The sequence below is a fragment of the Fodinibius sp. SL11 genome (assembly GCF_052060035.1).
Lineage (GTDB): Bacteria > Bacteroidota > Rhodothermia > Balneolales > Balneolaceae > Fodinibius.
This window is the reverse complement of sequence record NZ_JBPOEA010000003.1, coordinates 114,542-137,302: the sequence shown is the minus strand read 5'-3', so window position 1 is coordinate 137,302 and position 22,761 is coordinate 114,542. Positions and strand designations below refer to the sequence as shown.

At 42.3% G+C, this 22,761-nt stretch carries 21 protein-coding genes; 4 read left to right on the top strand and 17 right to left on the bottom strand.

The window, feature by feature from the left end; genetic code table 11:
* Positions 1–39: 39 nt before the first annotated feature.
* Positions 40–1,149, bottom strand: coding sequence for a vWA domain-containing protein (locus tag ACQ76V_RS06075; RefSeq protein ID WP_440999594.1), 1,110 nt, complete (start codon positions 1,147–1,149; stop codon positions 40–42).
* Between the two features lie 112 nt (positions 1,150–1,261).
* Here ACQ76V_RS06075 and ACQ76V_RS06070 point away from each other — a divergent pair, with 112 nt between their 5' ends.
* Complete coding sequence (locus ACQ76V_RS06070; RefSeq protein ID WP_440999787.1) at positions 1,262–1,861, top strand: ribonuclease HII; 600 nt, start codon at positions 1,262–1,264, stop codon at positions 1,859–1,861.
* A gap of 3 nt (positions 1,862–1,864) precedes the next feature.
* Here the strand turns inward: ACQ76V_RS06070 and rodA are convergent, their stop codons facing one another.
* The 12 genes from rodA to ACQ76V_RS06010 form a co-directional block, all read right to left on the bottom strand.
* Positions 1,865–3,115, bottom strand: a complete 1,251-nt coding sequence (gene rodA, locus ACQ76V_RS06065; RefSeq protein WP_440999593.1) for a rod shape-determining protein RodA — start codon at positions 3,113–3,115, stop codon at positions 1,865–1,867.
* On the bottom strand, positions 3,093–4,964 hold the full coding sequence (gene mrdA / locus ACQ76V_RS06060; RefSeq protein ID WP_440999592.1) for a penicillin-binding protein 2: 1,872 nt from the start codon (positions 4,962–4,964) through the stop codon (positions 3,093–3,095). The genes rodA and mrdA overlap by 23 nt, the downstream gene beginning before the upstream one ends.
* 9 nt (positions 4,965–4,973) lie before the next feature.
* Positions 4,974–5,444 carry a rod shape-determining protein MreD gene (gene mreD / locus ACQ76V_RS06055; RefSeq protein WP_440999591.1) on the bottom strand — a complete coding sequence of 157 codons (471 nt, stop codon included), beginning with the start codon at positions 5,442–5,444 and terminating at the stop codon, positions 4,974–4,976.
* On the bottom strand, positions 5,441–6,283 hold the full coding sequence (gene mreC, locus ACQ76V_RS06050; RefSeq protein ID WP_440999590.1) for a rod shape-determining protein MreC: 843 nt from the start codon (positions 6,281–6,283) through the stop codon (positions 5,441–5,443). The genes mreD and mreC overlap by 4 nt, the downstream gene beginning before the upstream one ends.
* A gap of 15 nt (positions 6,284–6,298) precedes the next feature.
* Positions 6,299–7,351: a rod shape-determining protein gene (locus ACQ76V_RS06045; RefSeq protein WP_440999589.1), complete on the bottom strand. Its 1,053-nt coding sequence runs from the start codon at positions 7,349–7,351 to the stop codon at positions 6,299–6,301.
* Between the two features lie 133 nt (positions 7,352–7,484).
* The gene (purH, locus tag ACQ76V_RS06040; protein WP_440999588.1) at positions 7,485–9,065 is read right to left on the bottom strand and encodes a bifunctional phosphoribosylaminoimidazolecarboxamide formyltransferase/IMP cyclohydrolase; all 1,581 of its coding nucleotides are present in this window, start codon (positions 9,063–9,065) and stop codon (positions 7,485–7,487) included.
* Positions 9,066–9,080: 15 nt separating this feature from the next.
* Positions 9,081–9,683 (bottom strand): phosphoribosylglycinamide formyltransferase, encoded by a 603-nt coding sequence (gene purN / locus ACQ76V_RS06035; RefSeq protein WP_440999587.1) that lies wholly within the window; start codon positions 9,681–9,683, stop codon positions 9,081–9,083.
* A gap of 83 nt (positions 9,684–9,766) precedes the next feature.
* Positions 9,767–10,846 (bottom strand): AI-2E family transporter, encoded by a 1,080-nt coding sequence (locus ACQ76V_RS06030; RefSeq protein ID WP_440999586.1) that lies wholly within the window; start codon positions 10,844–10,846, stop codon positions 9,767–9,769.
* Positions 10,843–11,511 (bottom strand): regulatory protein RecX, encoded by a 669-nt coding sequence (locus ACQ76V_RS06025; protein WP_440999585.1) that lies wholly within the window; start codon positions 11,509–11,511, stop codon positions 10,843–10,845. The genes ACQ76V_RS06030 and ACQ76V_RS06025 overlap by 4 nt, the downstream gene beginning before the upstream one ends.
* A 2-nt stretch (positions 11,512–11,513) precedes the next feature.
* Entirely contained in the window at positions 11,514–12,578 is a 1,065-nt protein-coding gene (recA, locus tag ACQ76V_RS06020) for a recombinase RecA (RefSeq protein WP_440999584.1), read from the bottom strand.
* Between the two features lie 148 nt (positions 12,579–12,726).
* A complete protein-coding gene (locus ACQ76V_RS06015) occupies positions 12,727–13,917 on the bottom strand; it encodes an aminotransferase class V-fold PLP-dependent enzyme (protein WP_440999583.1) in 1,191 nt (396 codons plus the stop codon).
* Between the two features lie 26 nt (positions 13,918–13,943).
* Positions 13,944–14,726: a tryptophan 2,3-dioxygenase gene (locus ACQ76V_RS06010; protein ID WP_440999582.1), complete on the bottom strand. Its 783-nt coding sequence runs from the start codon at positions 14,724–14,726 to the stop codon at positions 13,944–13,946.
* 136 nt (positions 14,727–14,862) lie between these two features.
* Here ACQ76V_RS06010 and ACQ76V_RS06005 point away from each other — a divergent pair, with 136 nt between their 5' ends.
* Positions 14,863–15,717 carry a hypothetical protein gene (locus tag ACQ76V_RS06005; RefSeq protein ID WP_440999581.1) on the top strand — a complete coding sequence of 285 codons (855 nt, stop codon included), beginning with the start codon at positions 14,863–14,865 and terminating at the stop codon, positions 15,715–15,717.
* The gene (locus ACQ76V_RS06000; protein ID WP_440999580.1) at positions 15,714–16,475 is read left to right on the top strand and encodes a TatD family hydrolase; all 762 of its coding nucleotides are present in this window, start codon (positions 15,714–15,716) and stop codon (positions 16,473–16,475) included. Before ACQ76V_RS06005 ends, ACQ76V_RS06000 begins: the two co-directional genes overlap by 4 nt.
* Here ACQ76V_RS06000 and ACQ76V_RS05995 read toward each other — a convergent pair.
* On the bottom strand, positions 16,468–17,595 hold the full coding sequence (locus ACQ76V_RS05995) for a 4-phosphoerythronate dehydrogenase (protein WP_440999579.1): 1,128 nt from the start codon (positions 17,593–17,595) through the stop codon (positions 16,468–16,470). The genes ACQ76V_RS06000 and ACQ76V_RS05995 overlap by 8 nt on opposite strands.
* Positions 17,596–17,637: 42 nt before the next feature.
* Between ACQ76V_RS05995 and ACQ76V_RS05990 the strand changes: the two genes are divergently transcribed.
* Complete coding sequence (locus tag ACQ76V_RS05990; protein ID WP_440999578.1) at positions 17,638–18,984, top strand: thymidine phosphorylase; 1,347 nt, start codon at positions 17,638–17,640, stop codon at positions 18,982–18,984.
* 6 nt (positions 18,985–18,990) lie between these two features.
* Here the strand turns inward: ACQ76V_RS05990 and ACQ76V_RS05985 are convergent, their stop codons facing one another.
* The 3 genes from ACQ76V_RS05985 to ACQ76V_RS05975 all read right to left on the bottom strand — a co-directional run bounded on the left by ACQ76V_RS05985 (position 18,991) and on the right by ACQ76V_RS05975 (position 22,669).
* Entirely contained in the window at positions 18,991–19,815 is an 825-nt protein-coding gene (locus ACQ76V_RS05985; RefSeq protein ID WP_440999577.1) for a sulfite exporter TauE/SafE family protein, read from the bottom strand.
* 14 nt (positions 19,816–19,829) lie between these two features.
* A complete protein-coding gene (locus ACQ76V_RS05980) occupies positions 19,830–21,077 on the bottom strand; it encodes an Nramp family divalent metal transporter (protein WP_440999576.1) in 1,248 nt (415 codons plus the stop codon).
* Positions 21,078–21,631: 554 nt separating this feature from the next.
* Positions 21,632–22,669: an aldo/keto reductase gene (locus ACQ76V_RS05975; RefSeq protein ID WP_440999575.1), complete on the bottom strand. Its 1,038-nt coding sequence runs from the start codon at positions 22,667–22,669 to the stop codon at positions 21,632–21,634.
* Between the last annotated feature and the right edge of the window lie 92 nt (positions 22,670–22,761).

Here is a 22,761-nt window from a genome sequence, read left to right as displayed (position 1 = left end):
CTGATTATTTCTGAGGCAGCTCATACAGAGCTGCCTTTTTTATTTTACTCTCCGTTTTCGATTTCTGATATAATCTTCAAAAATATAGCCACCCAGGTTATCGAGCGATGCAAAATAAGCACGACCTTTATTTGCTTCGGTAAGTTCTCGAACAAAATCTTGCAGGTAAGGATCTCTGGCAATCATAAATGTAGTGATGTCAATGTTATCACGTCGACATTTAACGCCCTCATCGAGCACACGGTTCACAATTTTGCGGTCAAGCCCAAAGCTGTTTTTGTATATTTTGCCATTTTCAATGATACAGGAGGGTTTACCGTCGGTAATCATAAAAATTTGCTTATTGGCAAACTTGCGCCGATGTAGCGTGTGACGAGCCATTTCTAAAGCTTGCTGCGTGTTCGTATGATAGGGACCTACTTTAAGGTAGGGAAGATCTTCAATGTCAACTTTCCAGGCTTCGTTACCGAAAGCAATGATATCCAGCGAATCTTTGGCGTAGTTATTAAGGATGAGTTCGGATAGTGCCATAGCCACTTTTTTAGCAGGGGTGATGCGGTCTTCTCCATAAAGCACCATTGAGTGGCTTAAATCGATTAGCAGTACTGTTGCTACAGAAGTATAGTGATCGGTGTCGTGAACGCTTATATCGTCCTCATGCAGCTTCATCTGGTCGATGTTACTATGCCGTAACATGTTCATCATTGTGCCAACACTATCGATATTTGTAAGGTCATCGCCTTGCTGCCATTTGCGTGTCTCGGGTTGACGTTCTAACCCCTTGCCGGTATGATCGGTCTGGTGATTGCCAGCTGCCCCTTTTTTCAGGTTGTTAAAGATCTCTTCGAGTGAACGTTGGCGAAGGCTCCGTTCTGTTTTGCGAGTGATTACAAATTGTCGCTCATTGTCATCTTCTTTGATATATCCGCGTTCTTTTAGTTCATCAACGAAATCACCAATATCATAATCTTCAAATTGGTCAGTGAGCTTGTAATCATTATCAAGCTCAGTAAGCCAACGCAAGGCTTGTTGAACATCACCGCTTGCAATGGTGAGTAGCTCTTGAAAGGTATCCCAAAGGGAATCGAAAGGAGTTTTTCCCTTAGCGTTGGCGAATCGCTCGTCCCATTTTTGGTACTTGAAATGCATAGTAAAAAGATTGACTTTAGCTTGAGTAACCCAAACGCTTTAGAAATTATTTTAATTCATTGTAATGAATAATTCGAGTAATATAAATGACCCTGAATCCACAGACCGTATCATGTTTGAACGTCAGCTTTGGGGAGAAGATTATGAGCGTGTGATGGGATTAGATGAAGTTGGTCGCGGATGTCTTTCGGGACCGGTAGTAGCGGCAGGGGTTATTTTTGAACCGGGAACCTACATAGAAGGCATCCGTGACAGTAAGAAGCTTACACTTTTTGAACGAAAGGATCTTACAAGGCAGATCAAAGAAGAGGCATTGTATTGGACTATTCAATGGTGTAGTCCAACAGAGATTGATGAGCTAAATATTTTGCATGCCTCGATTAGAGCCATGACTAAATGTGCAGAAGCAGAAGACGCAAATCCAGATTATTTGCTTGTCGATGGCAATCGATTTAGTGCCGGATTATGTCCCTATAAATGTATTGTTGGTGGAGACGACCGATCAATGAGTATTGCTGCAGCATCAATTATTGCAAAAGTATACCGTGATGAGTGGATGATAGACCTTCATGAGAAATATCCCCATTATGGATGGGATACAAATGTGGGTTATCCTACAGCCAAACATTTTGAAGGTTTAAAGGAGCACGGGGCTACAAAGTTTCACCGACAGAGTTTTAACTTGCGTACGGATAAGAAGCTGGATGAATAGCAGTTATCTGTAAATGCTGAACTGCCGCTTATAGAAATCAAGATTCAAACAGATCCCTAACATCAAGGTATTAGTAATAAGGGCTGAGCCTCCATAACTAATAAAAGGCAGGGGAATGCCAATTACTGGTAGTAATCCTGTGGCCGATCCGATATTTATAAAGAAGTGCGTGAAGAAAACAGTTAATACACCCACCATAACGAGTTGAGCAAAGGGATGTTTATGAATAGCCGCCATACGCAGCAGTCGCAAGGTCAGGGTAAGCAGTAAAAGTACTGTAAATCCGGCGCCGAGGAATCCGAACTCTTCCCCAATCACACAGAAGATAAAGTCGGTCCATTGTTCGGGTAAAAATCGCAGTTGTGTTTGGGTTCCTTCTGTAAAGCCTTTGCCATAAATACCGCCCGAACCTATTGCTGTTTTTGCCTGTATAACATTCCAGCCGGCTCCCTGTGGATCAAAAGAAGGGTTGGTAAAGGCTTCTATCCGGGCACGCTGGTGAGGTTGTAACACTTGATAGAGAGCAACTTGAATACCAATAACAAGCAGAATTCCGGTAACAAAGGATGTGAAGGTTAACCAAGTTCGTCGCTGTATCATAAAGATTGCCAGTGTGATAATTACAGCGGCAATAAGTCCCCAATACCATGATATAATAGTGAGATAGCCAATAATAGCAGGGGATATCATGAATAGAGAAATACCGTAAGGAAGTCCCGACCAAAAAAGTACAACCGGAATCAAAGCAAAAAATATGATGGCTGTCCCTGTATCATTTTGTAGTAAAACCAAGAGGCCGGGCAGGGCTATAAGGACAACAGCGATGATTGCTGATTTTAAATTCTCTGCAGATATATTGCGGCGGCTGGTCAAATAGTTAGCTACGGCCAGGATGGTGGCAATTTTCATTAATTCACTTACCTGCAAGTTAAACGGACCCAATGACAACCAGCTTTTGGCACCATTTACTTCTTTACCGATAAAGAGCGTAAGTATCATTAATAAAATTCCAAGGCCATAAAATATATAAGAACCCTCTTGAAAGGTCCGGGGATTGATAAATTGTAGCCCTATCAAAAGAAGTATGGCTATGCCAAAGGAGATCAGTTGTTTATAGAAATTGAATTGAATATAGCTGGGTAAAAATTCGGCAACGGGGCCCTGTGTAGCACTATAGATAGCCACCAGTCCTACAGCAATCAGGCCTGCCCAAATTATGACAAGCGACCAGCTAAGTTCCTTGAGATTGATCATCTATATTTTCGTCCTCTTCTTCATCAGTTGTCTGTTTTCGGGGTTCAAAGGTTTTTACATAGTTGTAAACGTACGATCGATCTATTTCTCCGGTTAAGTATTGTTCAATAAGGAGTGAGGCGATCGGAACAGCAGAAATGGATCCATAGCCGCCGTTTTCAACAAGAACAGCAACGGCTATTTTAGGGTTATCCATTGGGGCAAAGCTAATAAACCAGCCATGATCTTGACCATGTGGATTTTGGGCAGTACCTGTTTTTCCGGCTACTTGTATACTATCCAGATCTGCATAGTACCGACCACTGCCATCGGTAACGACTCTACGCATGCCATTTTTAACTACTTGTATCTCATCCGAATCGACCCAGTCAATTTTTTCTTTTTTGGGATTGGTTAACATCATAGTGCCATCATTTTGTTTCATGGCACTAACAAAATGAGGTTGGATCTTATATCCCCCGTTGCCAATTTGGGCAGCTACTAAAGCCATTTGTAGTGGAGAAACGGCTACAAAGCCCTGCCCAACGCCCAGGCTAAGCTGGTCGCCAATCCCCCATTTGCCTTCACCCAGCACGCGATTTAAAAAGGTACTGTCGGGAATAGTACCGGATACTTCGTTGGGAATGTCTATATTGTTATACTGCCCCAAACCAAATGAAGTGGCTAATTCGTGCCATTTGTTGAGTCCCTTTTGGGTGGCAATTTTATCCATGAGCCAAAAGAAAAAAGTATTGCTGGATTCTTGGAGGGCTTTGCCAACATCATATTTACCGGGATCGGCCAAGTCGTTATATCGACGTCCGCGAGAGTAATAGCCTGGATTTTTAATTTCTGTTTCCGAAGTAATAATACCAAGCTCCAATCCCATTAAGGCCATAAGCGGTTTAAAGGTAGAACCGGGTGGTTGTTTGCCTGATACGGCACGATTATACAAGGGATTGGTAGTATCTGCGTTTATACTATCCCAATAGGCTTTGTCGAGCCGGCCTGAGAGTTTTCGAATATCATATTCCGGAGCACTTACCAGGCTTAACACTCCTCCATTATCTGGATTTAATGCTACTACGGCCCCTCGTTTACCTTGCATGAGATCTTCGGCCAACAGTTGCAGTTCAGTATCAATGGTCGTATATAAATCCGATCCTTTCTTTGGACTCTCATCAATTGCCCCATCTTGATACGATCCCAGATTTTGTCCCATCGCATTAATTTTTATGTATTTGGTACCGAGTGTGCCACGCAATTGTTCTTCATAGGCCATTTCCAGGCCACTTTTCCCCGTTTTATCACCGAGATGATAATTTTGTGTCTTCAGATATTCTTCTTTGGAAACTTCACGTAAATAACCCAAAATGTGAGAAGCCTGCAGGCTGTCTATGGGATAATCGCGTTTACTTTCAATTTGATGGCCTACGCCTGGAAGTTGCCAAATACTTTCTTGTAAGATAGAAAATGTTTCAAAATCGATTTCAGTAAAAATACGGGATGATCGATAGTAGGAATAGGCTCGGGCTTCCTGCACTCTTTTTTCGACCTCTTCGACAGGCACGTCCATAAGTTCAGCAAGAATGGGGGTGTTTTTGGGGTCGTAACTGGCCGGAGTTACGGTGATGGTGTAGATTGGTTCATTATTGACAATGAGGTTACCATTGCGATCGTAAATTAAACCCCGGGCTGGATTTATAACCTCTTGCCGAAGTGAGTTTTTCCGGCTGAGTGGGTTATAGGTATCGTAGTCGAGAATTTGAAGTTGGAATAATCGACCTAAAATAATGAGCCCTAAAATAATAATGCATACCTGTAGTACCCGCAGGGAGATCTTGGCACGTATCTTTCTTCGGTATTGCATTATGTTAGCTTAATTAGTTCTAAATAACTGTAAAAAACTTGCTACAAAGGCCGTATATAGGCTACTTCCAACAAGATATCGCCAGAAATAAAGCTCTCCTGTATAATTCTGAAGAGCGGCATTAAGCCCCAGAAATATGAGATTATGAATAAGGGCGGCAATAGCAATAGTTAGAAATACCTGTCCCAGGAGTAACTGTTTTTTTGATCCTCTTGGGATAAAGTTGTAGCTCATGAATACCAATAACGTTTTGGAAAACATATTTAGTCCCCACAAATCGAGCATAGCATCCTGCAAAAATCCTAACCCGGCTGCCATGAGTAAAGCTGCGGTTCGATCTTTACGCGCCATATACCACACTAAGAAAATAAGCAGCAGATCTGGTTGAACTTGCATTATTTTGAGATGCCGAAAAAGCATCACTTGTATCAAGAGGAAGCCAAACCCGATGCCAAAATTTTTAAAACGTTCAGGATTCATTGCAAAAGATTTTGATAATCTTCATTTAGTTTCTGGATAGTGGTATCTGGTTCAAATTTCACAATAAAGCCTTCAGCTATTTCAAAAAGGTTTACAAAAGGTTCAATATACACGCTTTGGGTTTCTTTGCCTTCCTGTGGTTCGGTTCGGAGTACCTTACCGATAGGTATATCAGGGGGGAATTGATTACTATATCCAGATGTAACTACCACTTCGCCGGTGTCGATATCCGTAGTTTGAGGAACATAGTTAAGTTGTAGTTCCTGTTTACTTTCACCATCCCAGGAAACAATGCCATAGGCGTTGGATTGCTGGAGTTTGGCACTTACCCGAAACAATGTATTAAAATATGGCATGACCTGTGAATAACCGTTCGCTGTTAGGATCACTTTCCCGACAAGCCCTTCCGATGAAACCATGGGCATTCCATTGGTAATTCCTTCTTCTCGTCCGGCATCAACGGTGAGAGAATTAGTAACTTGGTTAAGTTCTTTGCCCACTATTTGAACGGGATACAAGCTTAAATTACTCTCACTGCTAAACTGCAGCAACTCTCGGAGCTGTTCGTTTCGCTGTCCTGCTGCTCTGAGACGACTTAGTTCATCTAACAGTAATACGTTCTGTTTGCGAAGATAGGTATTCGTTTTTAGTGCTTGCCGGTATACTCGAACATTTGAAAGCGGTTCTTCCAAGTAGCTGAAAACGGTTATTGATGCTTTACGGAGGTTATTTAGCCCACCTTGATATCGTCCGATCATCAGCGCTACCGCTGTAATCAGAACGAGCGCTGTGATTATATGATCTTTAGCATCAGCTATGCTGGGAAGTTTGAATCGCATTCACCTTTTCTGGGTTTAAGAAATGACAGTTCTGTAATATTCAATATCTTCAAGAATCGCTCCCGTTCCGCGCACAACAGCTGTCAGGGGGTCCTCGGCGATATGAACAGGAAGATCTGTTGTTTCGATGATCAGCTTGTCCAGGTTTTTGAGTTTGGCACCTCCACCGGTGAGCATGATACCACGATCTAGGATATCAGCTGAAAGTTCGGGCGGCGTTTGCTCAAGCGATTTAGTGATAGATTCTACAATAGTATTAACCGACTCAGAAATCGCTTCCCGAACGTCTTTTGAAGAAACATGACGAATCCTGGGAACACCGTTTACTAAATCTCGTCCCTTGGTTTCCATATCCAGTTCCTCATCCAACGGAGCTGCAGAACCAATTTCACACTTGATCTTTTCGGCTGTACGTTCACCGATTAATAAATTATGATTGCGCCGGAAGTAGTTGATGATATCATCATTCAGTTCATCACCACCCAGGCGAACAGATTGGGCGTAAACAATGCCTGAAAGGGCGATGACGGCAATTTCAGTAGTACCGCCGCCGATATCCACAATCATATTACCGATAGGCTCATGGACATTAAGTCCAATACCAATGGCTGCTGCCATCGGTTCATCAACCAAGTGTACTTGTTTAGCTCCCGCATGTTCGGCGCTATCGCGAACGGCTCTGCGCTCTACCTCGGTAATGCCGCTGGGCACACAAACCACCATCTGACGCGTGCTGGAATACCACTTCATTTTAACCTTGTCGATCATTCCACGGATCATTTGTTCGGCTACTTCAAAGTCGGCAATTACCCCATCGCGGAGGGGCCGAACGGTACGAATATTTTTGTGGGTTTTCTCGTGCATTAACCGTGCTTCGTGACCTGTTGCTACGGGCTCATTTTGGGAGTTAAGTGCTACAATAGATGGCTCATTGAGTACAATACCTTCGCCTCTTGAGTAGATGAGTGTGTTAGCGGTTCCGAGGTCAATAGCTATGTCGGTATAGAGCCAATCAAACCAGCCTGCTTTTTGCTGATCTTTCTTCTTTTTAGATGCGTGTTTATCCATGATTATGTAGTGTAGATGAGCTAATTGTAATCAAGTTGATCGCCTGAATAATTTCAAAGAATGAAAATACAATTTTGTAAGTCTATTTGCGAATTAATCAGGATTAAAAGTAAAAACCAAATTGTTGATTAATTTAGTGTCTAAAATGTCTGTTTCCGGTAAAAACCATAGCCAGATCCCGTTTGTCAGCAGCTTCAATTACTTCTTCGTCACGGATGCTTCCACCTGGCTGTACAACGCAGGTAGCGCCTGCTTTGGCTGCGGCTTCCACACCATCGGCAAAAGGGAAAAAAGCATCTGATGCAATAGCTGTACCTTCCAGTGAAAGGCCTTCTTGTTGAGCTTTGGCAATAGCAATTTCTGATGCTTCAACACGACTCGTCTGTCCCGTGCCAATACCAATTGTCTGACCATCCCTTGCATATACAATGGCATTTGACTTAACATGTTTCACAACTTTCCAGGCGAAGAGGAGATCTTTTAGTTCTTTTTTGGTCGGTTCTCTTTTGGTTACCGTTTTTAATTGTTCTTGTGTGATGGTTTTTACATCCGCTTCTTGACTTAAGGCTCCTCCAAAGATCGATCTAAACTTAAGGTTTTGGTCAGTACTCGGAAGTTTTTTGATGCGGATGAGTCTTCTATTCTTCTTTTGTTGAAGCAACGCTAACGCCTCATCGCTGTAGGATGGGGCAATGATAATTTCAGTAAAAATTTCATCAATCTTTTGAGCCGTATTGATATCCAGTTCTTTATTGACTACGACAACACCGCCGAAAGGAGACATGGTATCGGTAGCAAAAGCTTTATCCCAGGCTGTATCTAACGTTGCTGCGGTCGCTACGCCACACGGAACCGTGTGTTTAAATATGGCACAGGTGGCATTATCATTTTGAAAATCTGCTATAAGGTTAAGGGCCGCATCGACATCAGTAAAATTATTATAACTGAGCTCTTTGCCATGGAAACAGTCGATATATTGAGACTGTTCGCCATATACAGCAGCTTTTTGATGCGGGTTTTCTCCATATCGAAGTGCTTGTGATTTCGGCAATGAGATATTTAGCTGTTGCGGTAACTCCTCATTATTTTTATCCAGATGATTAAAATAGTTGGCAATGGCAGTATCATAACGGGCTGTATGGTTAAAAGCTGTTCTAGCCCATTTTTGGCGTTTCTTGAATGATATTTCGGATAGCTTTTTGAATCCCTTCGCGAACTCTTGGTATTGGTTGGGGGATGTTAAGACGCAGACATGAGCAAAGTTTTTAGCCGCTGCACGAATCATTGTTGGTCCGCCGATATCAATATTCTCGGTTGCAATAGCGGGGGTACAATCGGATTTAGCAACGGTTTCTTCAAAAGGATATAAATTGGAGACGACAAGCTCGATAGGTTCAATATTGAGCCGCTCCATCTCATCCACATCAGGTTGGTGGCTGGTGCGTCCCAGGATGCCGCCGTGAATTAAGGGATGAAGCGTTTTAACGCGACCGTCGAGGCATTCTTCAAATTCTGTAAGATCACTGACGTCGGTCACGGGAATGTCAGCTTCACGTATTTTCTGGGCAGTTCCTCCGGTAGAAATAATTTCCACATCAGCGTTGTGGAGTTGACGGGCAAGATCAACAATGCCGGTTTTATCAGAAACGGAAATTAGTGCTCTATTTATTTTTAACGGGGTAGTGGGGAGAGAGTCAAGGGGTTGTAATGACACGATTGAAAAGTAAAATTAAGCGTTGGATTTCTTGTTAAGTTGATTAGCTAATTTTGCAATTACTTCGGGAAATAATTTGTGCTCTTCTTTTAAAATTCGTTGGGCCAGTGTTTCGGGATCGTCCGATGGTTTTACCGGTACCTTACGTTGTCCCAAGATGGGGCCTTGGTCATATTCTTCCGTAACGAGATGAACCGTACAGCCCGATTCCGGCTCTTCATTATTGATAACAGCCCGATGGACATTCATCCCATAAAATCCTTTTCCTCCGTATTTCGGCAGTAAAGAAGGATGAATGTTGACAATGCGATTTTTGTATGTTTCAATTATTTGTGGTGGAACTTTGATCATATAACCGGCCAGGGCAATGAGCTGGGTGTCCCATTCCTCAAGTTGATTGAGCAATGTTGTAACATAATTCGAATGGGATGAAAAGTTAGAAGGGGTTAAATACTTGTGAGCAATGTTGTGTTTTTGAGCACGATCAATGGCTTGTATTTCTTTTTTATTTGTGATAAGGCCAGTGATACGGCCATTAATCTGGCCGCTTTCGACAGCATCAATGATAGCTTGAAAATTTGTGCCCGATCCCGAGGCAAAGACAACAATGTTGATCAAGACAGTGGGGCCAATAAATGGTTATCAATTTTCTGCAAAGATAAATAAAAAAGCAGACAGATTAAGAGTCGATTTGAAATTGCTTATTCTGCTTCTGGAGAATTACCTACTCTAAAAACGTAATAATTATTAAAGCTCCAGCTAATCTGGTTAAAAGTAATCTTAATGATAGTAGCGATAGGAATAGCAACTAACATGCCGAGAATTCCGGCAGTTTCGGCACCAATCATGATGATGAATAAAATGGCTACCGGATGCATATCAGCTGATCGAGAAAAGATGATGGGTTGGAGTACAACATTATCGAGGATTTGTACGCCAAGAATGGCCAGTACGCAAGGCAGTACAAGGGAGAAATTTCCTACTTCAATAATGGATACCACTATTGATAGTATGTATCCGATGATAGGTCCAAAATAGGGGATTGTATTGGCAATGCCGACAGCAATACCTACCGAAAGGGCATTGTTCAGACCTACCATGCTAAGTCCTATCCAAGAAGCTAAAGCGATAATGAGACTTTGTAACATTACGCTTCTGAAATAGAGGCCTAATCGACTTTCAATTTTGTCAATAAGGCTAAGTGTAGTTTCAAAATATTTATTGGGGACTAATTTCAGTATATCGCGACGGATTTTAGTACCGTCTTTCAGGAAGAAAAACGTGGCAAAAGGAATAATGAGTGCGGCGGAAAAAATATTTGTAAAAATACCGATGATGTTGCTCAGTGCAGAAGGAATTTCCCCCACATCGAAAAGCTCCTGGAGAACAGTCGCCAAGTTAGAACTTAGAATTCCTTCGGGAAGAAAAGTAAATTTTTGAGTTAGCTGAGTATCAATCTTTTGCGTGATTGATTGGATGTTTTGGAAGCTAAGTTGGCTGGCCAGCTCTACCATCTGGTTTGCAACAATGGGGATAACATTGGTCGAAATCCAAACAAGAATAAGAACCAGTGAGCTTAATGTGAGCGTAATAGAAAAGGTTCTATTCATGCCGGCCGACTGCATCCGGTTTACCAGCGGGTCAAGGATATAGCTAAATATCATAGCAATAATCGCGTATCCTACGAGAGTGCTATAACGTAACAGCAGGTAGCCGACTACGGCAATCCCTGCAAGTCCCAGCACCGATTTAATAACGCGTTCAAGGGTGATGTTTTTCATTGCTCAATAGCTTTCATTAGCTCATCTATATGAGTATAGATATTTGAGGCTCGATATCCCTTTCTGGCCAGATGATCAACTACCTTTTTCTTTCTTTTATAGGGATTTTCTTCTCTCAAAAAGCGTCTTTTTCGTTTTAAAACCAAATGTAAAAAAAGCTCCTTTAAATTTTTATCCTCAAATACTTTTTGAATGCTCTGTTCTGCAACGTCACCCGAAATCCCCTTTTTATACAGATGGGCCTTTATTTTATTAGGCCCCCATTTATTTAGATGACTTTTATCTTTCGTGAATTTTTCGGCAAAGGCAACATCATTTAAATAGCCTTTCTCTTCCAATTCATCGAGCACGTTTTCGATAATATTTTGGGGATACTCTTTGCGGATGGCTTTGGTAAACAGTTCTTTTCGGGAATGGTCCCGGCTACCCAACCGCTTCATCAGATACGATTTTACCGCAAATCGCCCTTCTTCACGCTCAATTTTTCTGAGCAATGCATGCGTTACAGTGTCCCCCTTGGCCAGATTAAATTTGAGGAGTGTCTGTTCGGAAACACCGATCAGAAACTCCTCATCAATAAAGATAGAATAGCGCTCCTTATTCTTTTTTTGAACGCTGATGGAGCTTATTGCCCCGGGTAATTGCTGGTCTGATTCATCAGGCATCACTAATCGTCGCTGTCAGCATCTTCCTCTTCGGATTTTTCCTGCCCATTTTCTTCCGCTTTTTCATTCTCTTCGGTAGGATTCATCTGCTCTCGAACTTGCTTTTCAATCTTTTCAGTAAGTTCGGGATCAGATTCAAGGAATTCGATGGCATTGTCGGTTCCCTGGCCAATAGGCTCACCACCGTAACGGTACCAGCTTCCCCGTTTTTCGATGATATCAAATTCAACAGCCATATCGAGGATTTCGGCCATACGTGAAATTCCTTTGCCATAAATAATATTGAATTCAACCTCTTTAAAAGGGGGAGCTACTTTGTTTTTGACAACTTTAACTTTAGTACGATTCCCAACCATGTCGTCGCCTTTTTTTAGCGAGCCAATGCGACGAATGTCAAGACGAACCGAAGAATAGAATTTCAGGGCACGCCCGCCGGAAGTCGTTTCAGGATTACCGAACATAACGCCGATCTTTTCACGAATTTGATTAATGAAAATGACCGATGTGCGTGTTTTGTTGATAATACCGGTAATTTTACGCATGGCCTGAGACATCAGTCGGGCCTGTAAACCCATGTGTGAGTCTCCCATTTCGCCTTCAAGTTCTGCACGGGGGACAAGAGCAGCTACAGAATCTACAACAATGACGTCAAGAGCTGCGGAACGGATAAGAGTTTCTGTAATCTCAAGGGCTTGTTCACCGCTATCAGGTTGTGATACAAGCAGTTCATCCGTATTAATTCCCAGATTTTTGGCATAACGAGGGTCAAAAGCGTGCTCGGCATCAACAAAAGCAGCATAGCCGCCAGCTTTTTGTGCTTCAGCAATAACATGGAGAGCCAACGTTGTTTTACCACTGGCTTCGGGGCCGTAAATTTCTGTAACGCGCCCGCGGGGAACGCCGCCTACTCCTAATGCATAATCTACCATGAGGGAACCGGTAGAAATGCTGGGAACATCTTGAGTAGCTTCATCCCCAAGCCGCATGATAGTCCCTTTGCCGTGCTGTTTTTCAATTTGGCCGATGGCCATTTCCAGTGCCTTTTCGCGATCTTTGTTTTCAGACATAAATGAAAGAGTAATTAGGTTTTTGAGTTTTCAGGGGCAATATATTAAATAATAATGACAACGTAGTGTCAGTATATCTTTTTGAAATACTATTGTGTTTTTAGTCACAGCCTACCAAGTAAGATCGTTAAGATCGGGAATCCTTACATTATGGATTGATATGGGATACCACATTGTCTAATTCATCCATTGCTTGAACAATTTGTTGAGTCGTAATGTAAGGAGCCACGCCAAAACGCAAAATGTCTCCGCGTGCATCCGTAAAAACGCCCTTTTCCATTAGTTTAGCTTGGATTGCTCGAGCAAAAGGCGATCGTAATGCTAAGAATCCACCTATTTCTTCAACGGCACGCTGGTGGCTTAAGGTGATTACTTCGGAATTAAAATCCCGCTTCAAAAACTCATCGTGTAATAGGGATATTTGTGATTGGTATTGTTTATGAAGAACATGAGGGGTTAATCCCATGGTTTCAAAGAAATCAACAACTTTAGCTGCTCTGAATTGCGATGTGGGATCAAATGTTCCGCTTGCAAAACGTTGGTTAGGATCTTCATAAGAGACTTTCTTTTTGTCTTTTGATGCGTCGAGCTTGCTAAAAGAAGCAAACCAGCCTGTGACGGCCGGACGCAAGTTACAGTCGTTGGGGTACCGCAAAAAGCAGTTCCCTTCGCCCCACTGCAAGTATTTATATCCGCCAATTAGAACATAACAATCAGCAAGATTTTTGTTGGTAAGCGAAAGCGGTACGACGTTTGTCCCGTGATAATCATCAATGATAAGTGGAACGTTATGCGAACGAGTGAGCTCAGCTATCTCGGTAATATGTTGATTAATAATGCCACTGTTAAAATAAACACGCGACAGCATTACAGCCGATACCTTCTCATCCATCTGGCTTTTAATCTGTTCGGTTATGTCATCAACATGGCCATTAACATAAGCGACCTGAAGTCCTTCTTCTTTAAGTCTTTTCAGCTGTCTCGCCATTGAATGAAACTCACTGTCGGTGGTAATAATTTTCGGATTTTCCCGCAGATCAAAGCTGGAAAGCCACGAAACAAGAAGCTGATGTGTATTTTGGCCCAAACAATACAACCCGTTGGGATCATCGTAAAAGTTGCGCAAATAACTGCGAAGCTTTTCAACTTTACTAAATGCCGCATTCCATTTTTTGTCAACATCAGATGCTGCTAAATCAAATGATTCCTGTAGACCTTCTCTGGCTACGTTGGGCCAAGCTTGGTGCGAATGACCAGTAAAGAGAAGCCTGTTGCTAACATCAAAATGGGAATAATGTGGTGCAAGTTTTTGAGCAAGTTGATCTATATTGTGAGCCATGGAAGCAAAATATATGTGCTATTCGGTTATATGTCTGATCGTATTTCCCACAGATCCGGGAAGATTCGCTGGTGCAGCGTTTTGCGAAGATAATCAACGCCACTCGATCCACCGGTACCCATTTTATTGCCAATCGTTCGTTCCACCATTTTTACGTGGCGATAGCGCCATTCCTGCATACCCTCATCAAAGTCCACAAACAACTCGCAGAGCATAGCCGTTTCTTGATCGTTGTTCATGATATCGAGTAAAATTTCTTGGTTTTTTTCCGATGGATCATGGAGCAACCCATTGTTGTGTTTCCGCTCCGGCATTTTGACTTTGTATCCTTTTGTCTGGAGAAATTCACAAAAACACTCCCAAAGCGTAGATTCAGCCATTCGTTCTTTCATGCGATCAACATATTGCGGCTGATTTTCGTGAACTTTAAGAATATGCTCGGATCGATGTCCACATATAATTTCAACCTCACGAAATTGCACTGATTGGAATCCGCTGGCCTCATCCAAAAATCCACGGAAGCTCTCAAACTCCAGTGGAGTCATCGTTTCCAGGATATCAATTTGGGCAACCATCGTTTTTAGAATGGTTAAAACACGTTTCATTGTTTTAACAGCTGCCCAGGTTTTTCCGGCTTTTAGATCCTCACGAAGCTTTTCCATTTCGTGTAGAATTTGCTTAAACCAGAGCTCATAGGTTTGGTGGATAATTATAAAAAGCATCTCATCATGTTCTTCCGGATCAGATTGTAGCTGCTGCAGTTCCAGAAGTTCATCAATTTTAAGATAGTTGCTATAGGTAAGTTTCATCCCGAAAAAGTATTTTTATACATTTAGACCGCAGCTAATAATAGGTAGAATTTGCGTTAGTCTCTATCTTGGATCAGAGTTGTTGTATGAAGGTTAAATTGCTTAGATTTAGCGCGAAATTAATAAAAGAAATTTGATGATGAGTATTCTAATTGCTGATAGTGGGGCTACTAAAACCGAATGGTGTCTGGTAAATGAAAATACCCAAACTTTTTTTACCGAGGGATTAAATCCCTACTACCATTCTACCGATAGTATCAAAAAAGTTATTAATCAAGACTTGTTACCCAAGCTCAGTGAGCCCATTCAGAAGGTTTTCTTTTATGGTGCAGGCTGCGACAGTGAAGGAAAAGACCAATTAGTTTTAGAGGCGCTTGAGTCTTGTTTTATTGATGCTGAAAATCATGTTTACCACGATTTGTTCGGAGCCGCACGCGCTTGTTTCTGGAATGAGCCCGGTATTGCTTGCATTCTTGGAACCGGTTCCAATTCGTGTTTATACGACGGTGAAAAGGTTGTTGAACATATTCCTTCACTGGCATTTATCTTGGGGGATGAGGGGAGTGCCGGATATTTCGGCAAGAAGCTGATTAATAAATATTTCCGTTTTGAAATCCCCGATGATCTAAAGCAAGACCTTGAGCAAAATTATAATATGTCGCTCGATCATATTACAAAAGGATTGTATGACGGAGACCAAAAAAGTAGATTCATAGCTTCATATGGTGCTTTTTTAGGTGAACATGCTGATCATCCTTTTGTGAAAGAAATACTATACGAGGGATTTGAAAGCTTTATCTCACGTATCTTATTGAATTACACCAATGCAACCGATTACGAAGTACGTTTTATTGGCTCTGTGGCTTTTGCTCATCAGGATCTGATAAAAGAGATTCTGGCTAAGTACAATCTCAAACCGGGACTTTTTGTGAAAAATCCCATGGAACGACTTGTCACTTTCCACACTGATTCAGCCCTTCAACAATCGTGATTGATACGCATTGTCACCTCTATCTCGATCAGTTTGAAAATGATATTGATGCGGTTTTAAAACGAGCGAGTGAAGCTGGTGTATCACATATTTTTCTGCCCGCCATCGATCTCAACTCACTGCCGAAAATGGATCAGTTTGAATATCCAGATATCGCTTTTCATAAAATGGCGGGTATTCATCCCACCAGTATTAATGAAGGCAAGGGCACCAACAAAGATACGTTGTTAGAACTTTGCAGCCGAGATGATTTTGTTGCGGTGGGTGAAACTGGGTTGGATTATTATTGGAGTGAAGATTATAAAACCGAGCAACAAGAAAGTCTTCGGATGCATTGCCGCGTGGCAAAAGCCGTGCAGAAGCCGATAGTTCTGCATAATCGTGATAGTACTACTGATCTGCTGGATGTTATTGAGCAAGAACAAGATGGACGTCTGTCCGGAGTTTGGCATTCTTTTACCGGTAGCGTAGAAGAAGGAAAACGGGCATTGGATTTAGGATTGGAACTGGGAATCGGTGGCATTTTCACCTTTCGCAATGCCAATGTTGATCAGGCGGTAGCCCAGCTGCCCATTGAGCACATGATACTTGAAACCGACGCTCCGTACCTTGCACCACATCCCAAGCGGGGAAAGCGAAACGAGCCGGCCTTCGTTACATATACCGCAGAGCGTTTGGCCGAAGTGATGGATATGTCACTCCAAAAAGTAGAGTCCGTCACTGATGAAAATGCCCTTCAGCTTTTTGGGGTTAATTAATTTCGGAAAATCCCAGTACCCTAAGAATAGGGTAACGTTTAAAATACGAGGCAGGTAGTTTTATATGCGTAAACTGCTGTCGCAATGGAAATTCTGCCCGTAACTTGTTGAAAAACTCTCCCCGGTTGTCTGGGTTCTCTTTTAAAATATGGGATAATCGCTTTTCATATTCTTCAATAGGATGAAGCTCCTCCAGCAGTGAACTTAGTGATTCAAATTCATTCACATCTTTTTCAAAAACTTTTTTTGTAGGTTCATTTGTTGAGTGAGGGCGTTTTAAATTAAAATGATCAATTAATGCATCGGCAATAAATTTTGAAGCATTTTGCTTGGACTGCACCGAATAACCGGCGATATGGGGCGTTTTTATAAATGTTTGTTGTGCAGTGCGTAGATTTATGTCAGGTTCATTCTCCCAGACATCAATAATAATATCTCGTATTTTGCCCTGTTTCATGGCGTTAAGTAATGCACTCTCATCCACTACGCCCCCGCGAGCTGCATTTATAATCAAGTTAAAAGTAGTATCTGCCAGCTTTGTCTTATCTAACCAGTGAAAGGTAGGATGAGGTCCTTTTTTGGTGAGTGGAGTATGAAAGGACAAAATATCACAAGCCAGTACTTCATCCAGTGTGGCTGAGGTAAAGTCAGCTTCGCGTTGTTCACGGGGCGGGTCGTAGTGCACTATTTGTAATCCCATTTTTTTTAGGATATTGACCACATGTGTGCCCGCATGCCCAACGCCAATAATGCCGACCGAAAGGTCTGATAAATCCTGGTTCCGTTTTTCTGACCAACACAGGAGTCCTGTGGCAACATATTCTGCGACCGATCGGGCATTGCAGCCTGCGGCATCTGCAAAGTGGATACTCTGGTCAGCAAGATATTGTAAATCCACATGGTCAGTTCCTGAAGATCCGGTTCCGATAAATGTTAATTGGTTTGGAATATTTGGCAGCGTCTGTTTGTTTATGGGGATCACCGTGCGAATAAGCATGGCATCTGCTTGTTCAACCTTGGGGGGAAAACCTTGAGCAGGGTCAAAAAGTTGTAAGTTTACACTTTCAGGTAGATAAGAGTGTATTTTATATAGATATTGATCGGCTAAAACGTTGATCATCAGAGATTTGATCTAAAGAAATTAATTTAACAGCATTCTTTTATGAGTACTAAAGGGTATAATATTGTTTCCTTAATTCGTAAAAAAAGAGATGGAAATCCACTGACCAGAGATGAAATTTCGTATCTAATTGATGAATATACAAAAGATGAAGTTCCTGATTATCAAATGAGTGCCTTTTTAATGGCTTCTTTTTTAAATGGTATGGATGAGGATGAAGCTTCGGCTTTGACTCATTCTATGCTGCATTCGGGGCGTGTACTTGATTTAAGTGATATCGCTGGTACAAAAGTGGATAAACATTCAACAGGGGGCGTGGGAGATAAGCTTTCACTTATTTTGGCTCCTATTGTTGCCAGCTACGATGTTCCGGTACCAATGATCTCCGGTCGCGGATTAGGACACACCGGAGGTACGCTCGATAAAATGGAATCCATACCGGGCTTTAATGTAGATATGACGCTGGAGCGATATCAAGAGATTTTAGCCAAGTGTGGCATGGTGATGGCGGGACAGACCGAAGAAGTAGCTCCGGCCGATAAGCGATTGTATGCCCTGCGTGATGTAACGGCCACGGTAGAATCTATCCCGTTAATAGCAGGAAGTATCATGAGTAAGAAATTAGCCGAAGGTATTGATGCTTTGGTTCTGGATGTAAAGTTTGGTTCCGGAGCTTTTATGAAAACGCATGAAGATGCTCAGAAGCTTGCCGAAACTTTGGTTGCGATAGGAGAAGATTTTGGAATAGAAACGGTGGCCTACCTGACCAATATGAATCAGCCTTTGGGGTATAAGGTTGGCAACTGGCTTGAAGTCGAAGAATCGATGGAGAGCTTGCAAGGGGATGGTCCCGATGACGTAATGGAGGTCACCCATATGCTGGCCGGTACAATGATTATGCTGGGCGGTATGGCCAAAACGGTAGAAGAGGGCATTCAGATGAGCCATAAAGCAGTAGGAAATGGCCAGGCTTTTGATAAATGGCTGGAGCTTACCGAAGAACAGGGCGGCGATGCAAGCGTGTTGAAAGATTTTTCAGCGTATGATCACGCTGAATATTCGTTTGAGTATAAAGCTCCTCAATCGGGTTATATTACCGAAATCGATGCCTATGGTATCGGGATGGCATCGTTAGAGTTGGGAGCCGGACGGAAGAAGAAGGATGATGATATTGATCCGGTAGCGGGAATTGAGTTACATCACAAAATTGGATCAAAGGTTGAAAAAGGTCAGCCGATCGTAACCGGCTACATGAATGATGAGAACTTGATTGAACCCTCAAAAAATTATTTGGCGGATGCTTTTACAATCAAGAATGAACAGCCTGAAAGCATTAAGATGATAACGCGTCGCGTAGACCGTGAGGGCATTCATCCCACAGGAGATTAATAAGAATTAGCCTCCGGGCGTTGCACCGCCGCTAATTAGGTAAATACCCAACGCTACCAACACAAGTGCTAAAGCAACTTTAAGTCTTTTAACTTGGATGCGTTGAGCAATATACCAGCCTGCAGCCGTGCCGATTAACAGTGGAACGACCAAAATTCCGGCTAATGTCCAGTCTATGGCTCCCTGCAGCGTATATCCTACGGTGGCCATCCCGGAAATAAAAATGGATTGTACCTGCGCTAAGGCAACTGAAAGAAGCATGGGAGCTCCTAAAACTACAAGCAAAGGTACGGCTAACACAGGACCGCCTACACCTAACAATCCACCGGGCAATCCTACAGCAACGCCTACTGTCCCCATCCAAATGAGTCCTTTTGGGCTGTCTATATCTAAGCGTTTATCGGGGGCAAGTTCGTTGTATTGACGATAGAGAATGATGAGTCCGGTTATAAAGACAAAAAGTCCCAGAATGACAGCAAAACTTGCGGTATCTAAAAGCTTATTGATTTCTGATCCGGCATAAGCCCCGGCTACCGATGTCAAGCTGAGTACCATTGCTGCTTTAAAGGCAACCTTTCCTTTTAACTGGCCTGATCTGAGATATCCCAGACTTCCTAAAATTCCGGTTGCAATAAACATGGCACTTGCAGTGCCTGCTACGGTACCGGGCTCAAGTGGGAGTAAGACAAAAAGGGCAATGGTCACAAAAATGCCGCCGGGTCCAATGGTGGTAATGCAGATCCCGCCAATGAGGGCAATGACGATGAGCAAAACAAGTATGGTGATGCTAACAGAGGTGCCCCCAATAAAAAATGTTGTGAGTAGACTCATTAAATGTAAAACTGTTATGAAAGCATTCCGCCAAAGATAGCTTCAAGCACTCCCTGACCCGAATTAATAGCTATATATATTGAAAAGAGTACTAATACGATATTGACAATATTTAATCGCCAGTTGTTGGTTTTAGTCCCCATTAAATTTTTGTCATTTACTGCCCAGAACAGTAGTGTAGCTGTGATAGGAAGTCCGAAGACGCCATTATAAGCAGGGAATAGCGTCACCATTTCAACAACGCTTAGCCCTGTAATTTCAGAAACGAGTGGCGAAAACATACCAATTACAATAGACCCCGCAAAAATCATTTTAAATGTTTTGCTGCTCCCTTCTTTGTGATCGATATCGAGTGCCTCAAGAATCATAAAGGGAATGGTCCACATAATGGGTACAATACTATTAAAGGCTGCAGCAATAACGCCAACAAGAAAAACGATCATCGCCCATTGGCCGAGTACAATTTCAAGGGCTTCGCCCGGTGCTATAAATGAAGAAAGTTCAGTATATCCTGCTGGACGAAGTACGGCGGCAGCGACAATGATAATTGCCAGTGTAATAAGACCGCCTACGGTATAGCCAATGCTGAGGTCAGTACGCATCATCTTAACATGCTTTTGGGAGTTCCATCCTTTCTGTTTTACCAAGATGGATTCCAGAAAGAAGTTGGGCCATAAGGCTGTTGTTCCCAGTATGGCAGCTCCCATTACCATGGCTCCGGTATCAGGAATGGATGGAATAAAGCCGGCCATTGTATCAACTAATGAGGGCTGACTGGCTCCGGCCACTACCAAGTAAAGAATCAGCAGTAAGAACATCATGGTGGTCATTACTTTCTCAACATAGGAGTAGTTGAGTATGCCTACCAATATGGCACAGATGCCGGTGACGATGGCAAGCGGTTGCCAGGTCACAGCTCCACCGGAAAGAATTTCAAAACTTTTTCCCACGGCTGCTGTTAAGCCTAAGGTCCATGCAATACATCCGACAGATAGAAAAAGTGCTATGGTCAGCGCACCCTTTTTCCCCAGCTTTTGGCGGATGAATGACATCAGCGTATCTCCAAAGATACCCAGTCGGGCACTCATATCCTGTGCCATAAAGCCTAATAATACAGCTCCAATAACTGCCCATATGAGAACATAACCGTATTCTACGCCGGCTTGACTGGCGATGAAAATTGATCCTGAGCCAAAATAACTGGCTACCATAATGAATGATAGACCATATTTGTCAAAGAAATTTGCGAAAAATTCTTTCATATACTCTTGTTATTGGTTTATACGTGTGAGGTTCTATTTGTAGGAAATACTAAACTTTTTTGTTGACTAGCCCCGTAGAGGTGGGAATGTTAAAAACAGGTGATGGTAGACTTACAGTAGATTAGTTGAAATATTCTGTTAGTCTAAAAATCAGAAAAAGCCATTTATGGCGCATATAGCCATCTTTTGGGCACGGCTAACATAGTGGTTTTCATGGGGATAAAAAAACTTTTAGCCCTTTAATAAATTGAGGATGTTCAATTTATAGGATGAGTACGTTAGCTTTTTTTAGAATAACTGGTTTGGCAATCAAGTCTCTATTTGGGGTTCTTTAGATCAATTGAAGATCCAATTATCAAGATGTGACAAAATGATTGAGGTTGATTACGCATCACGTAGATTAAAAATAATGTTCCCAAATAATAAGGTTTGAACGTTAACCTACTACAAAATTCTATAGGTGGTTAGCTTTTATTGCTATGGAAAGGAGGTAAATATAAAAAAGCCCGTCAGTTAAGACGGGCTTTTGCAGTACTTTTAAGTTTTATCCTGAACTATTCTTCAAGGGTATTTGGGATACGATTTGAATCCTGACGATCAACCATCCAAAATGGGTATCGAGATGGAGTTGAAGATACCTCATCAAGTTCTTGCAGTTCATCATCCGTAAGGGCAATATTTGCCGATTTAATATTAGCGGTCAGCTGATTCATATTTTTTGCCCCTATAATAGTACTGGTTACCCCTTGTTGTAAACGAACCCAGGCAAGGGCAACCTCAGCCACCGTAGCATCATGATTATCGGCTATCTCTTCCATCACATCAACGATATCAAAAGCCTGCTCTTTATCGATGGGAGGAAAATCAAACTCATCACGACGGGAGCCATCACCGGCTTTTTGGTTCTCACGCGTATATTTTCCGGCAAGAAAGCCACCGGCCAGCGGACTCCAGGGAAGAAATGCCATCTGTTCGGATTGGCTTAGCGGTATCAAAGCATCCTCGGCATCACGTCCCGAAAGCGAATAAAAATACTGCATGGCTTTAAATTCATGCCATCCCTCTTGTCGGGCTATACTTTGAGCTTTCATCACCATCCAGGCCGGCCAATTGCAAACGCCGATATAACGCACCTTGCCTGTTTCAACAACATCATTGAGTCCCCGCATAATTTCTCGAATAGGCATCACCGAATCAACGCCGTGCACATACAGCATATCTATATGATCCAGCTGCAGGCGTTCCAAGCTGTTTTCTACGGAGTTAAAGATGTGGTAACGTGAAAGGCCCTGGTTGTTAGGATCTTCGCCCATTGCCCCTCTTACTTTTGTAGCAATAACGAGCTCTTCGCGATTAAGGTTCAGGTTTTTAATGCTATTTCCCAATATTGCTTCCGATTGACCAAAGGAGTAAATATTGGCGGTATCAATAAAATTAATACCAGAGTCAATAGCTTTTTTGAGGAGGTTATCGGCTTGGTCCTGAGTTTGTTGTCCAATAGCTTCCCAATATCCTTCACCGCCGAAGGTCATAGTTCCAAAGCAAAGTTCTGAGACAAGTAAACCGGTATTTCCTAATAAATTATACTTCATAATATTTATATGGTTTATGATTTTCTCATTAATTACACTTCAAACTCATAGGAATAGGTGTTAAAAAATGAAGGAAGAGGGTTGATTTCTAT